The following is a 14,494-nucleotide window of genomic DNA, read 5'->3' on the forward strand; positions in this document are numbered from 1 at the left end:
AAAGTTAATGAAAGTTTTACTAGTTTGTTCTTCGGGTGGGCATTTTAAAGGTCTTCAGCAATTGCGTCCTTTTTGGGAACAGCATGAACGAGTTTGGGTGACTTTTAAAACTGCAACCACAGAGGCTTCTTTGGCAGAAGAAACAGTGTTTTGGGCTTATAGTCCTACCAATCGGAATTTGCCCAATTTGTTTAAAAATCTGCTGCTGGCTTTTCAGGTGATCAGGGAAACTCAACCACAACTGATCATCTCAACAGGAGCAGGTGTTGCTGTTCCCTTTCTGATTATTGGCAAATTATTTGGTAGCAAAACAGCATTTATTGAATCTGTAACTCGGATTCATACTTTGAGTTTATCTGCCAAATTAGTTTTACCTTTTTTGAGCGTCCTATATGTGCAATGGGCACAACTGCAAACCCGTTATCCTCAAGCTGAACTTATAATTCCTCAGGAAAGTGTATGATTTTAGTCACAGTCGGTACAGAACAATATCCTTTTAATCGCCTCATGTCTTGGATTGAGGTCTTGCTACAAAGTGAACTGATTCAAGAAGAAGTTGTAGTGCAGTATGGAACTTGCACGGTTTTACCTGCTGGTGCTAAGGTTTATCGTCTCATCAAAGAAGACAAATTTCAGGAGTTGATTAAGCAAGCGCGAATAGTGATTGCTCATTGTGGGGAAGGAACTTTACTCTTGTTAGATTCTTTAGATAAGCCTTACATTTTAGCGGCTCGTAGTCAGAGATTTGGTGAACATGTTGATGAGCATCAAGTCGAACTAGCTCTAGCACTATCACAACTGAATGTACCCATTGCTTGGTGTCCAGGAGATTTAGTGCGATTTATCGAGACTCCAAAAAAAGTCTCCATTTCTGATGTGTCTACTGCTAGTGCGATCGCACTATGCAATAGTCTAGAATCTCGCTTTGGTGAATCCTTAGGAGTTATGTAAAAATAAGTTGCGTAACTTCAAGATAGCAAACAAGTGGTTGCCAATAAATTTTATGCTGGATTATGTCAACAGTAAGACAGTATAAAAATCATGCGCAAACAGGGTGCAGTAATCAATATTAGAGAAAAATACAGAGAAATAAGCCCTTACTTAAATGAACGAACACGTAGGATTTGGGCAGGAACAGAGGCTTTGGGGTTAGGATATGGGGGAATTACAGCAGTATCAGAGGCAACAGGTTTAAGTCAAAATACCATTCGCTCAGGCATAGAAGAATTACTTTTGTCGAGTGAAAATCCGACGCAAACGGCAAGGATACGCAGTCGTGGTGGTGGACGTAAAAAATTGACGATGGCAGATAAAACTTTAAAGCAAGATTTAGACTCTTTGGTAGAACCAACAAGCCGTGGAGACCCAGAATCACCCCTGCGTTGGAGTTGTAAGAGTTTAGCAAAACTAGCTTCAGAGTTAAAAAACATGGGACATAAGGTATGCAGCAAAACTGTTTCAACCTTACTTAAAAGTATGGGCTATAGCTTACAAGGAAATCGCAAAACTCAGGAAGGCAAACATAACCCTGACAGAGACCAGCAATTTGTTCACATTAATAGAACTGTACGACAGTTCCAAAATCAGAAACATCCAGTAATTTCAGTGGACACAAAGAAGAAAGAATTAATCGGTAACTATAAAAATTCTGGCGTGGAGTGGGAACCTTCTTCGTCACCCACTCAAGTCAAAGTTCACGACTTTGTTGACCCGGAGTTAGGCAAAGCAATACCTTACGGCGTATACGATTTACAACATAATCAAGCTTGGGTAAGTGTAGGTATTGACCACGACACAGCATCGTTTGCAGTCGAGACAATACGGAATTGGTGGTTCAATATGGGAAAACCATTATATCCAGATAGTCAGCATCTTCTGATTACAGCCGATTGCGGAGGTAGTAATAGCTACCGTAGCCGCCTCTGGAAACTGAAATTACAAGAGTTTGCGGAGCAAACAGGATTAACTGTTCACGTTTGCCATTTTCCACCTGGAACTAGCAAATGGAATCGAATCGAGCATCGATTATTCTGCCATATTTCTCAAAACTGGCGAGGACGACCCTTGGATAGCTTAATGGTGATTGTAAGCTTGATTGGTAATACAAGTACAAAACATGGCTTAACAGTTCACGCACAAGTAGACCCAAATCAGTATCAAATAGGTATTAAAGTATCCGATGAAGACTTCAATGCTATTGCCATCACAAAAGATACTTTTCATGGTGAATGGAACTATCAAATTAGCCCTAGAAATTCAACGTAGTTTATCAATTTATTTTTACACGACTCCTTACCAGAACTTTCAGTAGGTATATAAAAATTATGACTTCTCATTCCAAGACAATAATATCCCTAGATACCACTCGTAAAGGTAGTGTTCTATTAGTACATTTGCCTCCTAGATTAACTGTGATCGAGGCTGTTTCTTTTCGGAAGTATTTTCAAACTTTAGTAGAAGACAACACGATCACAAAAATTATCTTGGATTTTGGCAAAACCACAATTATCGATAGTAGTGGTGTTGGGTCATTAATTAGTAACCACAAATCTGCACAGACGAAAAATATCAAATTAATCTTTTGGAGTGTTACTTCTCAAGTTAAATTAGCTTTTTCTCTGGTTGGTTTGGAGAAAATATTTAACATTGAACCCAACACCGAGGCTATTATCCCCACTGCAAACCGCAAAACTGAACAGCGTCCACCCTTAACTCATCCGTCAGTGCGATCGCCGATGAAACGTGCCATTGATATTGTGGGTGCCATCATTGGGTTAATGATAACTGGAGTGTTATTTGTGCCGATTGCGATCGCTATTAAACTTGATAGTCCAGGTTCCATACTTTTTAGCCAAATTCGTTGCGGTTGGATGGGACAAAGGTTTCGCATCTGGAAGTTTCGTTCGATGGTGACTGATGCTGAAGCCCTTAAAGCTACTATTACAAACCAAGCATCTGGCGCTTTTTTCAAAAGTGATTGTGATCCACGCATTACCCGTATTGGTCACTTTCTTCGCAAGACCAGTTTAGATGAATTTCCGCAATTTTGGAATGTTCTGATGGGAGATATGAGTTTAGTTGGTACTCGACCAGCAACCCCAGATGAGCTAGAACAGTATGAAATTCGTAATTGGCAAAGATTTGATGTCAGACCTGGAATTACTGGTGAGTGGCAGACTAATGGTCGCTCAAAAATTCGTAACTTTGAGGATGTTATCGAACTCGATTTGCGATACCAGAAAAACTGGAGTTTAGTCTATGATCTCAAGCTCATATTCAAAACTATTATGGTTGTGTTTAATAAGGATTCAGGGGCAATGTAAATGTCAGCGGAAACAGATTTATTAATCCGTAACTCTAGCTTACAAGTTGCCAGTGATTTAGATGCGATGATAACAGTTGTGGAATGGTTCGATCAATTGAACTGCTCATTTTTACCCGAACAATTGTGGGTAGAAGCACAAACTGCTTTGATTGAGGGCTTTACAAATGTGGTTCGCCATGCTCACAGCCACCTTAGTCCTCAAACTCCTGTCGATCTAGAAGTACAAATTTGCCATGAATATTTCCAGATTCGTATTTGGGATCAAGGTGATCCTTTTGATTTAGAAGCAGCTTTAGAAGATCTCAGCCAAGAAACAGGAGATCAGGCATTTAATCCTTTAAATCGTGATAAACATTGGGGCTGTATCTTTTTCCTTAAGCTCCAAAGAGACTATCACTGGACTATTAGTTATACTTGTGGAATAGGAAATAAAAACTGCTTATTGCTAAGGAAAAATTTAGTTTTTTAAGGAGGATACTTGTAAATTCGGTTGAGGCTTTGCGTAACTTGCTTATCGCAGAGTAAAATCAAATTTTCTAAGTTTTCTAGAGGTTTCTTTCCACCAGGGTAAGCTATAACCCAACCTATGCAAAATCAGGCTTTTAGCTCTAACTATAGCTTACTACTTTCTGATAAGCTACTGTATGTCTACTGCGGATAATTGCCGTATTAGTCTATAAAACTTCCTTTATCAGAAATTATAATAAGTAGATGGTTAGAAATAAACAGAAATATGTAACAGAATACAAACTTAGCTTAAACCCTTAACACTACTCACTACTCAGTCCCCACAACGATAATTTTTCCTACCTACCTATCTACTTAGTTATTCAATTAAAATTGCTTCTAAATTACTACAGTAATATTTATAAAAATGGCTACGATAACTGATTCTAAAATCAAAATCTTAGTGATTGATGATGACCGAGTTCTTCAACTCATTTTAAAAAAGACCCTTCAAGATCAAGGATATGAAGTTATTGTTGCTTCAAATGGTGAACAGGGATTAGAGCAAGCTAAACATCTACGTCCAGCTATGATTATTTGTGATTGGCAAATGGGAGAAATGGATGGCTTAGAAGTCTGTCGCCAAATTAAATCTCAACCACTGCTATCAACAACGTTTTTTATCCTGCTGACTTCACGTAAAGCTGTGGAAGATCGGGTTGAAGGTTTAGACACGGGTGCAGACGATTTCTTGAGTAAACCCATTGAGATCAATGAATTAAAAGCACGAGTAAGATCTGGACTGAGACTATATCACACTAATCAAAAACTTCAACAATTAGCTGAGGATCTACATATCCAAAAACAGCTTTTAGAGACAGAGTTAAATGAAGCTGCTGATTACGTTAAATCTATTCTTCCGGAATCAATGTCGGGGTTAATCACAATTAATTCCAAGTTTTTACCTTGTAATCAATTGGGTGGTGATTGCTTTGATTACTACTGGCTAGATGAAAATCACCTAGTTATATACCTCCTTGATGTCTCTGGACATGGATTAGCCGCAGCTCTTCCTTCAATTTCGGTGCATAATTTATTGCGATCGCATTCTCTTCCCAAAGCCAGTCTTTATGAACCATCGGAAGTTCTCCAGAACTTGAATGAGATATTTCAAATGGAGAAGCAAAATGACCAATACTTTACGATCTGGTATGGAGTTTTTGACCGAAGCTCTTCTCAATTAACCTATGCTAGTGCTGGTCATCCTCCGGCTTTACTACTTTCTCAAACTGCTCACTCAAGTTTAGAGATCAAACACTTAGTTACCCCAGGTCAACCAATTGGAGCGTTTGCAGAAGCCGAATATCGCAATGCTATATGTGAGATTGAAGATCCGAGTAAACTCTATGTTTTCAGCGATGGAGTTTATGAAGTTGAACAGTCTGATGGTAGCTTATGGGATTTAAACGGTTTCATTAATTTACTAGTTGCATATAATCAACCATTTAAATTGGGCTTAGACCATATTTTAGAAGCAATAGAAACCTCAACAGGTAGTAAAGCTTTTATAGATGACTGTTCATTAATAGAAATCAACTTTAATCATAGTTGTTGACAGGATGGTAGTGCTAAATAGCTAATGATGCATTACCCGGATTTCTCACAAGATTTGAGAAAATTGAAATTACCGTCATTCCAGCACTCTTAGAAATGTTGGATATGTCTGAGCCTAGGAAGCAGTCGATGATGTAAGTAAGCTAATACCTGAATTTGACACTCTCAGCGTCTTTAGACACTGAGATTCTAACTTCAACCTAGTTATTTGCTCTTGATGGTTTTACTGGGAATGATTCACTTTACGGTGGTGGTGGAAATGATTTATTGATTGTTTCTGCGGGGAATGATTTGGTTAGCGCAAGATATTCTAGAAAGAGAGTAATATATTTTTGAGTGCGATTGCAATTATCCAAAAACTACTGAGCAAGTTGTGGTTGAAGTTATCCTACGTGGACTTTAAATCAATCCAAAAGCGCTCGATTTCTTTGCTGTCACTTTCAAACCATAAACAGAATTATTCACAATATCTTCTCCGTAGGGTGTCAGGTTTGAGAAATCACCGTTTTCTGCCATCTGTCGCTCTGTACATCTATCTTTCCACCAACTCCAAGCAAACCAACCAATTTGCTGCTGTTTTAGAATCGGCAACAATTTTTGATAGGTAAAATTATTTTTGGGAGCATGGTTTTTACCAGTACCATCAAGGTCATAATAGCAGTATGAAGTTGAATTATTAATGTTTTCATCTTGTTTATTGGCAATTTCACCGAAAACTATCGGTAAATTAGCATCGAGCGCAGGTTTAAGTTGTAGCATCCCATTATAACCAGCCCAATAAGCGTGACAGCTAAATAGAAGATTGCGCGAGCGATCGCTATTAATTAATTCCTTGCCGATCTTTGTAAACACCTCAATTGACGTACCGCAATCGGGTGCGTCAATCATAATGGGAACTTGTAAGTGTTGACGGATTCTAGCGATCGCATTTTTGTAAGTATCTTTAAATGAGTTTAATGCAGTTGTGGGATTATTTGACCAACGATAAACACCCAATTCGTTAGCAAGGTTAATAATGAGATACTTTTGATGTTTCTTAAGTACACTCAAAACGGGTTTGGATGTCCACCAGGGAATTAACTCGCTATTTAGTAAATTTACATTGGATTTACAGGTCAAATCTGCCAGATATACAATTGGAATGATACGGTTGGCTCTACATCTAGTCAGAAATTTATCCAAATCTGCAATTGAATAACTAGGGCGATCGGCTTGACCATAGTTCTTATACCATTGAATTCTAACAGCGTTAGCTCCCGTCTTGGCTAATTCTGTGAGTTTATCGGTTTGAGGAAAATTCCAATCATCTAGTAAGGGTAGATTAATTCCTCGTAAAATAATTTTGTTTCCTAGAGAGTCGTATAAGAACTTACCTTTTGTATAAAAAGTATTGCGCCGAATCGGTTTTTGGCGATTGAATGGTTTAGCAATAGCCTCAAAGGGGGATAACAAATTTGTAGCATAAGCAACTCCAGCCAAAGTTAAAAATTCACGACGTTTCATAAGTTATTCTTGGTTTTATTTAGTATTTATTTTTAAATATTTTGATATGTCGGTTGTTAGCCTTCTTTTAAGTAAGTAGGTGGGTGTTGAAAATTGTCGTTATGACAAGACAGTAGGCAGTAGGCATAATCTCAGGGGATTTTGCTTCAAATGCAAGGGGAACTGTCATGGTGATCGAGTTGAACATGTTGAGCCAAAGTAGTTGTAGCGAGAGGATGGGTAAATCTCATGCTAGCAAAGGGCTGATCAGAATGCTCATGGATTCGCCGCCATTCGCCTATTTGCCAAACGGTACAGAAAATATGTGTTTGCTTGAGAAGGCTAACTATTTAGGGCTTGCTGAAAAAGTACATATAATCTTTTTTTATCCTGATATATCAAGCATTACAGCTACTTTCTTTCGTAATTATACGGAAAAATCCTTTTTTAAACCCCTATTTCGGATGTTATACCGAATTTTGACCTATAACCAGCCTTTACGGGAGGAATATACAGAATTTTTTTTGTATTCCTGAAAATATATTCCTATTTACCGCTTTATTGCCTTTCCCGCAACCGTTCCAAACCATCGAGAATCAAATCCAATCCAAACTCAAAGTTATGCAAACCATCATATCGACCTTCGATGACGTGATGGGCAAGTCGATTCATGTAGGGATACTTCTCTGGAGGGATAAACGAGATAAAGTTTTTTGCTTGTTGTGCATACTCCCCAGGCTCGAAGGGAAAGTTTAACTCCTGGAGCGTAAACCCATAAATGTGGTTGTCGATCGCATTCCAGGCATGATCGGCAGTCTCGAAGGAAAAACCGGCTTCACGCAAACATCCCAAAGTCGCATCAACATAGCGCAACATTGCTGACCCCACATTCACCCGCGACATTATCGCCATTGCAGCCCAAGGATGACGCAACAATACTGTGTGTGCCGAAATAGCCCGTTGCCGCATAGCTGCCTTCCAATCAATTTTTGGGTCAGGTAACTCAATTTCCGCAACCACCATATCAACAATCCCATCCAAGATATCGTCCTTATTGGCAACGTGATTGTACAGCGACATTGCTTTGACACTGAGTTCCTGGGCAATTTTCCGCATCGACAGCGCTTCAATCCCATCCCCATCTGCCATCCGCAGCGCAACTTGCAACACCCGTTCCCGACTCAAAGGCAATGGGGGCAGCGATTTTGAGTTACTCGTTTTTTCCATTTCATCCCGGTTATATGAATTTTTTCTAGCCTGAAGTCAATCTTAAATTATTTATCTTGACAAACTTACGCCGTAAGCTAAACTTACAGTGTAAGCCAAAAGTATATTAAGCGCAAAATTTGGGTGCAACTGATTTTTGAGTCAGATGCTCCTTTAGTCGAGAAAACACCCAAGCAATAACCCTGAAAGCCAATGAAAAATCCCGATCTAACAGTCCAAAAAATGAAGGCGATCGCCCAGTATGAATATGGTTCTACCAATGTGTTGAAAATGGAGGAAGTCGATAGACCAGTTGTATCAGATAACACTGTGCTGATTAAGGTTCGTGGTGCTGCCGTCCATGCTGGTGACTGGCATTTGATGCGGGGCAAGCCGTTTTTTATACGCTTTATTTACGGGGGGTTACGCAAGCCTCAAACTAAAATCCTGGGTTGCGATGTCGCCGGGGAAGTGGAAGCCGTGGGGAAAAATGTGACCCAGTTTCAACCAGGCGATCCCGTGTTTGGCGATTTATCGGAATCGGGCTTTGGTGCGTTTGCCGAATATGTATGCGCGTCCGAAACTGCGATCGCGCTCAAGCCCAATAATTTGAGTTTTGAAGAGGCTGCAACCGTTCCCGTTTCTGCCCTGACTGCCCTCCAAGGACTGCGGGATGTGGGACAAATTCAGTCAGGATACAAGGTACTGATAAATGGCGCTTCCGGTGGTGTGGGTTCTTTTGCAGTCCAGATTGCCAAGGCTTTTGGGGCTGAGGTGACTGGTGTATGCAGTGCTGGCAAAGTCGAAATGGTGAAATCGATTGGTGCGGATTATGTTTGCAATTCAACTCAAGCCAAGTCTAAATTAAAACAGCACTACTATGATTTGATACTCGATAATGCTGCCTACAATTCGCCTTTTGATTATTTCCCATTCTTGAAAACCTCAGGTACTCTCGTTGTAGTTGGTGGTTCGATAATACGATTATTTCAAGCCATGTTTCTCGATTTCGTTACTTCTAAAGTTGGTGGTCGAAAAATCAAATTTCTGGCTTGCAAACCCAACCAAAGCGATTTAATCGTGTTAAAAGATGCAATCGAAGCTGGTAAAATTCGTCCTTATGTCGATCGAGTCTATCCCTTGAGGGAAGTTCCTGCGGCAATTCACCAGTTAGAACAGCGACAAGTGCTGGGAAAAGTGGCAATTGGTTTTGATGTGTAATCCTGCAATTGGTGTGCCTTACTTTCCCTTTAAAAAAGCACAGTAAAACTTGACTATCTCCGATAGGCAAATGAGTGCCGTTCGGCGATCAATATCTAGTTAGCAGTTTTTCGGATGCAATTTTCAATTAATCAACCAATCAATCAATCCACATACCCAAATACCATTATCAAGAAGAGAAAACTGAACGCTAAAAAAATGATTATTCCCAATCCCGCGATCGCAGCCAATAACTCTGGAGTTATACGCTTAGTTTGATCATTTTGATCTGGAAAAAATCTCCGCGAGTAAAAAAATACAGAATTCACCACATTAAACACACTCCATACTGATAGAAGTCCCCACAAAAGTGCTAATAAAGATACATTTACGGCTGGATCGTCAAAGATTCGCGCAGTCGGGAAAGGTTTGATTGAATACTTGAATGCGGCAATTTCGATTGGTGTTAATTCTAAACTTTCAATTTCAATATATTCCAGTGCCGATGCGTGTGACCATCGACAGGTAGGTGTTTGTTTGCCTAATCTGGCTCTACACTTCAAATATGAAGGTTCAACTTCTTCGATCACCAAATTTTGACGAATGATGGGAATTTCGCAGTGTAAATTTTGACTGAAGCGGCAATAAATTAAATGGGATGGAACAGTAATTGATTGATTATCTTTCGTGATAATAGATAATTCAAAGTATGGACTTGGTAAGTGATCGCGAATCATCAAGAATGCGAGTAAACACACGAAGACAAAATTCAAAAGCAAGGATTTTTTGCGTTGCATGAGTTTATTTATTCACCTGTTTGTTATTAAATCTCATAGCGACTAGATTTTAAATCAACTTTATTCAACTATTTTCCGGACTTTGATCTGGATAAATTGGGTTTGGGCTTGTAGAGGTTATATATTTCTAAGGAATTTATAAGTATGCAAGTTTTGGAAGAGGTAAACTACCTACACCGATTTGGAGTACCAAATGCGGAGTAGGCTTTGTCCCAGATTTGATGAAAAAATCGAGAGGAATTTGCACACCCCTGAAATTCCGGGAAATTCCGGGAAATATAGATGGGTAAGCGGTTGAATTGCGATCGCCACTACTATCCTTTACTGACAATTAATTCCTATTTAACTTATTCAATATCGAATTAAACATGAATTTACGTAAATTTACTAGTCTGACTCGCTCTTCCAAAAATCTGACCCTTGGACTTAGCTTAATGATGCTGATTATCACCGCAGCTTGTCAGGTTCATGGACTTTCCCAACAGCAAAAAAATCATACTCGAACTTCCCAAGCAATGACAACTAATTCCCAACAAATAAAGCCAGTAACAATTGAGTATAACGATAAAAATGGAAACCCAAAAACAAATTTTGCAATCAGTCGGGATTATCAAACCCTTGCGTTGGCAAGTCCGGATAATAGGATTCAAATCCACGATACCATCACCAATAAATTAATCAAAACCCTGAGTGGACACAATGGTTTAGTTAACCTTGTTTCGTGGAGTCCTGATGATAAGATTCTTGCTTCTGCAAGTGCAGACAAAACGATTAAACTCTGGAATGTTAGTACTGGTAAACAAATTACAACCATTAGCGGTTATAGCGGTAAAGCTGCTGATTTATCTTGGGTTTGGAGTCCCGATAGTAAAACAATTGCAATTGCACAACCTGATAACACAATTAAACTTTGGGATGTTGGGACAGCTAAATTAATCAAAACCCTGACTGGAAATAAAAGCAAAATTTCGATGATGAGTTGGAACCCTCGCAGTCAAACGCTTGCAGTTTGGAGTAAAGACGAAAAAATTCAACTTTGGAATATCTCCACAGGTAAATTACTGCAAACAATTACCGAATATGATGCGAAAGTTCAAAGAATAGAAAACATTTGGAGTCCGGATGGAAAAGCGCTTGCGCTTGCAAACCCAAGTATAGTTAAAATTTGGGATGTTTCTACAGGTAAGTTAATCAAAACAATTGACCACGGTTTTGGAACTTCCACTGCGAGTATTACCAATTTTGTTTGGAGTCCCGATAGCAAAAAACTGGTTTCCACTAATATCGGTGGTGCGATTATTTGGGATATCAATACGGGAAAACGGATCAGGGAAATTTTTGAAATTTATGCTGCTAGTACGGTTTGGAGTCATGATGGGAAAAAACTTGCTGTTGGAGGACAGGAAGGAAAAATCACTATTTGGGATATGATTACAGGTAAATCCCAAACCCTATACGGACATGGTTTTTTTGTTACTGATTTTACTTGGAGTCCAGATGGTAAAATTCTGATTTCTGTGGGGATGGATAATACTATCAAAATTTGGGATGTGACTACGGGTAAACGACTCAAAACTTTGTTTGGTCATGATAATGGAATTGTAAATATCAGGTGGAACCCCCAAACCAAAATTTTGGCATCGAGAGGTCAGTATGATAATGCCATTAAAATTTGGAATTTCGATCTGAATAATTTAGTTGAGAATAAATTAATTCAAGACCAAGAAATCGGCGAAAAAATTAGTTTTCCTGCTCATAAATCTTCGATTACAGGTTTGGTTTGGAGTCCAGATGGTAAAATTATTGCCTCTGATGCTAGTGAAGAAGAGGGTGGCATAATTAAATTTTGGGATACTTCTACAGGTAAATCCCTTAATACCCTCAGTCAAAATCAAAAAATGGCGGTAGCAAATATCGCTTGGAACCCAAATGGTAAAACTTTCGCTACTAGTGGTAGGGAAAAAATCGTGAAGAAAGTTTCGGGTAATTCAAGTCTGCTAGCTGACGAGATACAATACGGTGGGGTGAAAATCACGATTTGGGACGCAACTACAGGTAAATCCATCAGAACCATTGATGTAGGTGAAGGGGATAATTTAGTTTGGAGTCCTGATGGTAAAATCCTGGCAAATTCAGGGAAAACGAATATTCGACTTTGGGATGCAGCCACAGGTAAATTACTCAAAACCATAAATGGTAAGTATATTTATCATACATTCGCTTGGAGTCCAGACGGTAAAACTATAGTTGGATATGATCTCGATAAGATGAATCTCTGGGATGTCACCACTGGGAAATTAAGCAAAACTTTGACAGGTTTGGAAGTCGAAAATTTGAGTACTGGTGGTGGTGAAACTGGTAATATGTTTCGTGCGATCGCGTGGAGTCGGGATGGTAAATTTATTGCCACAACGGATGTTAGCAGAACGATTCAAATTTGGGATGCGACAGCAGGAAAATTCGTTAAATCCCTCACTGGACATGGTAGCGCAGTTTTAGATGTGGTTTGGTCGGATGATAGCAAAACCCTCACTTCGGTAAGTCAAGATAAAACAATTAAACAGTGGGATGTATCTACAGGGAAAGAGATTACAACTATTGGGATTAATTTACCTCACACATTGCGCGTATCTTGGAGTCCTGATGGTAAAAAACTAGCTGCGGGGGAATGGTTCAATCTCAATAATAATCAAGTTATTAAAGTTTGGGATGTGAAATAGATATTCTTATTTTGATGCGATCGCAACTCTATATCAAGAAAACTACCCAATTCCAGAAAAAATGACCCTAACTCTTCCCAGAAATATGAAGCACTATAAGGATTAGCAATTAAATAATATACATATCTTGTGGAATAGGCATCTTGCCCATTGAACTTTTATTTTAAAGTCAGGTAGGTGTAAATAAACACAACTTCTTGGAAACTATTTTTGGAGACGGAAGCCCCAAAATACTTTCCGCCATGTAACGTAATGTAAATTAGCTTCAAAGTCTTACCCCTACTAGTCTGTCAAAATAAAAATGACGGTTGTAGAGACGTAGCACTGCTACGTCTCTACCGGATTGTGGATGTGTATATAACCGTCAAAATAAAATTGACAGACTACTACTGGTCTGTCCCGTTAATTCTGAAGGATACAGAGATGCAAAATTTTGCGTCTTCTAAGGAACTTGCGCTGAAAAGCCTATAAAACCGTGCTTTTTCATTTTCTTACAGCGCAAGTTTCTTCCATTCATGTTGGGTTGCGATCGCCACCCATGACCCGCTCTACAAGGGTTTTGGCACCCAACGTCTTAACTACAATTTTCAACACCCACCTACTTATTGCCTAGTTACTGGGTTTTTTGTTCTAAACTCCAGCAATAAGTTAATATTGATACTTGTTTTATCCGTAAAAATAAAGTTTTCAATAAATTATGATGAATCATAAGTAAACGTTAATAATGATTTGGTAAGCTGGTAGCGCCCGCTGTGAGGAATAGTGAGCTATGGTTTTGTTATTGTCTGGATCATTGAGTGTAGAGAGGTTAACGGTAAAAATTCCGGATTTACCAGCTTCGTTGATAGGTACGACAGTGGTACAGATGTCTGACCTACATTACGATGGTCTACGGTTATCTGAGAAGATGTTGGAGAATGCGATCGCACTCAGCAACGAAGCCGACCCTGACTTAGTACTTTTAACTGGGGATTATGTGACAGATGATCCAAAACCAGCTTACGAATTAGCTACACGACTCAAACATTTGCAGTCTCGTTCTGGGATCATTGCATCCCTTGGAAATCACGATTGCTATTTTAAGCATTCCCGTTCCACTGTCACTAACGCTTTTACTAGTATTGGCATTCAAGTTCTGTGGAATCAAGTAGCTTACCCTTTAGGAAAAGAATTAGCTGTGGTAGGACTAGCTGATTTATGGTCTAGAGAATTTAAACCAGCAGATATACTGACTCAAATAGACCCAAATATTCCTCGTATTGTCTTATCTCACAATCCCGACACCGCAGAATTTATGGAAAAATTGCGGGTCGATTTACAGCTTTCTGGTCACACCCACGGTTCCCAAATTATTATTCCTGGATTAGGTCCTGCGGTAATTTACTACAATAAAATTGTCAGGAAAATACCTCGAAAAATTCGGCGATATGTGCCAATTTTACGCGGGGGTTGTGCAAAAGTAGTCAAACATTGGGAATGGTCGCAAGGTTTTCACCAAGTTGGGCAAAATCAACTTTATGTTAATCGTGGTTTGGGGACATATCCACCTGGACGTTTGTTTTGTCCACCTGAAGTGACGATTATTACTTTAATCAGTTAACTGTTAATTGTAGGTTGTGGAGTCACTGCGTGGCGAAGCCTCAGCCGCCGTAGGATGCCCGCAGGGCTGTAGGGCGAACGCCAACAGCCGCTTCGCGTCTACC

Annotated in this window: 14 protein-coding genes and 1 pseudogene; 11 read left to right on the forward strand and 4 right to left on the reverse strand. The window is 39.3% G+C overall.

The features are described from left to right. Positions 1-7: 7 nt before the first annotated feature. From pssD to CAL6303_RS31725, 7 genes and pseudogenes are all read left to right on the forward strand, one after another. Positions 8-463, forward strand: coding sequence for a PssD/Cps14F family polysaccharide biosynthesis glycosyltransferase (gene pssD, locus CAL6303_RS13920; protein ID WP_015198444.1), 456 nt, complete (start codon positions 8-10; stop codon positions 461-463). Further along, positions 460-951, forward strand: a complete 492-nt coding sequence (locus CAL6303_RS13925; RefSeq protein WP_015198445.1) for a glycosyltransferase — start codon at positions 460-462, stop codon at positions 949-951. Before pssD ends, CAL6303_RS13925 begins: the two co-directional genes overlap by 4 nt. 90 nt (positions 952-1,041) lie before the next feature. Next, positions 1,042-2,265 carry an ISAzo13-like element ISCasp1 family transposase gene (locus CAL6303_RS13930; RefSeq protein WP_015197703.1) on the forward strand — a complete coding sequence of 408 codons (1,224 nt, stop codon included), beginning with the start codon at positions 1,042-1,044 and terminating at the stop codon, positions 2,263-2,265. 59 nt (positions 2,266-2,324) lie between these two features. Then, positions 2,325-3,323: a sugar transferase gene (locus CAL6303_RS13935; protein WP_015198446.1), complete on the forward strand. Its 999-nt coding sequence runs from the start codon at positions 2,325-2,327 to the stop codon at positions 3,321-3,323. Beyond that, the gene (locus CAL6303_RS13940; protein ID WP_015198447.1) at positions 3,324-3,794 is read left to right on the forward strand and encodes an ATP-binding protein; all 471 of its coding nucleotides are present in this window, start codon (positions 3,324-3,326) and stop codon (positions 3,792-3,794) included. Positions 3,795-4,199: 405 nt separating this feature from the next. Further along, a complete protein-coding gene (locus CAL6303_RS13945; RefSeq protein WP_015198448.1) occupies positions 4,200-5,387 on the forward strand; it encodes a SpoIIE family protein phosphatase in 1,188 nt (395 codons plus the stop codon). Positions 5,388-5,614: 227 nt separating this feature from the next. After that, a pseudogene (locus CAL6303_RS31725) lies at positions 5,615-5,722 on the forward strand (hypothetical protein); the annotation flags it as partial. Positions 5,723-5,785: 63 nt separating this feature from the next. Here CAL6303_RS31725 and CAL6303_RS13950 read toward each other — a convergent pair. Together CAL6303_RS13950 and CAL6303_RS13960 are read right to left on the reverse strand one after the other, a co-directional pair. Next, the gene (locus CAL6303_RS13950) at positions 5,786-6,889 is read right to left on the reverse strand and encodes a cellulase family glycosylhydrolase (RefSeq protein WP_015198449.1); all 1,104 of its coding nucleotides are present in this window, start codon (positions 6,887-6,889) and stop codon (positions 5,786-5,788) included. A 537-nt stretch (positions 6,890-7,426) separates the two neighbouring features. Further along, positions 7,427-8,095, reverse strand: a complete 669-nt coding sequence (locus tag CAL6303_RS13960) for a TetR/AcrR family transcriptional regulator (RefSeq protein WP_015198450.1) — start codon at positions 8,093-8,095, stop codon at positions 7,427-7,429. 192 nt (positions 8,096-8,287) lie between these two features. Here CAL6303_RS13960 and CAL6303_RS13965 point away from each other — a divergent pair, with 192 nt between their 5' ends. Beyond that, positions 8,288-9,295 (forward strand): NAD(P)-dependent alcohol dehydrogenase, encoded by a 1,008-nt coding sequence (locus CAL6303_RS13965; RefSeq protein WP_015198451.1) that lies wholly within the window; start codon positions 8,288-8,290, stop codon positions 9,293-9,295. 143 nt (positions 9,296-9,438) lie between these two features. Here CAL6303_RS13965 and CAL6303_RS13970 read toward each other — a convergent pair whose 3' ends face one another. Both CAL6303_RS13970 and CAL6303_RS29945 read right to left on the reverse strand, forming a co-directional pair. After that, complete coding sequence (locus CAL6303_RS13970; RefSeq protein WP_015198452.1) at positions 9,439-10,071, reverse strand: hypothetical protein; 633 nt, start codon at positions 10,069-10,071, stop codon at positions 9,439-9,441. Positions 10,072-10,207: 136 nt separating this feature from the next. Then, on the reverse strand, positions 10,208-10,402 hold the full coding sequence (locus CAL6303_RS29945; protein WP_144051054.1) for a hypothetical protein: 195 nt from the start codon (positions 10,400-10,402) through the stop codon (positions 10,208-10,210). Positions 10,403-10,439: 37 nt separating this feature from the next. Here CAL6303_RS29945 and CAL6303_RS13975 point away from each other — a divergent pair, with 37 nt between their 5' ends. The 3 genes from CAL6303_RS13975 to CAL6303_RS13980 all read left to right on the forward strand — a co-directional run bounded on the left by CAL6303_RS13975 (position 10,440) and on the right by CAL6303_RS13980 (position 14,391). Then, complete coding sequence (locus CAL6303_RS13975) at positions 10,440-12,791, forward strand: WD40 repeat domain-containing protein (RefSeq protein WP_015198453.1); 2,352 nt, start codon at positions 10,440-10,442, stop codon at positions 12,789-12,791. 475 nt (positions 12,792-13,266) lie between these two features. Further along, positions 13,267-13,404: a hypothetical protein gene (locus CAL6303_RS30360; RefSeq protein ID WP_158333155.1), complete on the forward strand. Its 138-nt coding sequence runs from the start codon at positions 13,267-13,269 to the stop codon at positions 13,402-13,404. Positions 13,405-13,560: 156 nt separating this feature from the next. Then, entirely contained in the window at positions 13,561-14,391 is an 831-nt protein-coding gene (locus CAL6303_RS13980) for a metallophosphoesterase (RefSeq protein WP_015198454.1), read from the forward strand. Positions 14,392-14,494: the final 103 nt, after the last annotated feature.

It is taken from the genome of Calothrix sp. PCC 6303, from assembly GCF_000317435.1.
GTDB lineage: Bacteria > Cyanobacteriota > Cyanobacteriia > Cyanobacteriales > Nostocaceae > PCC-6303.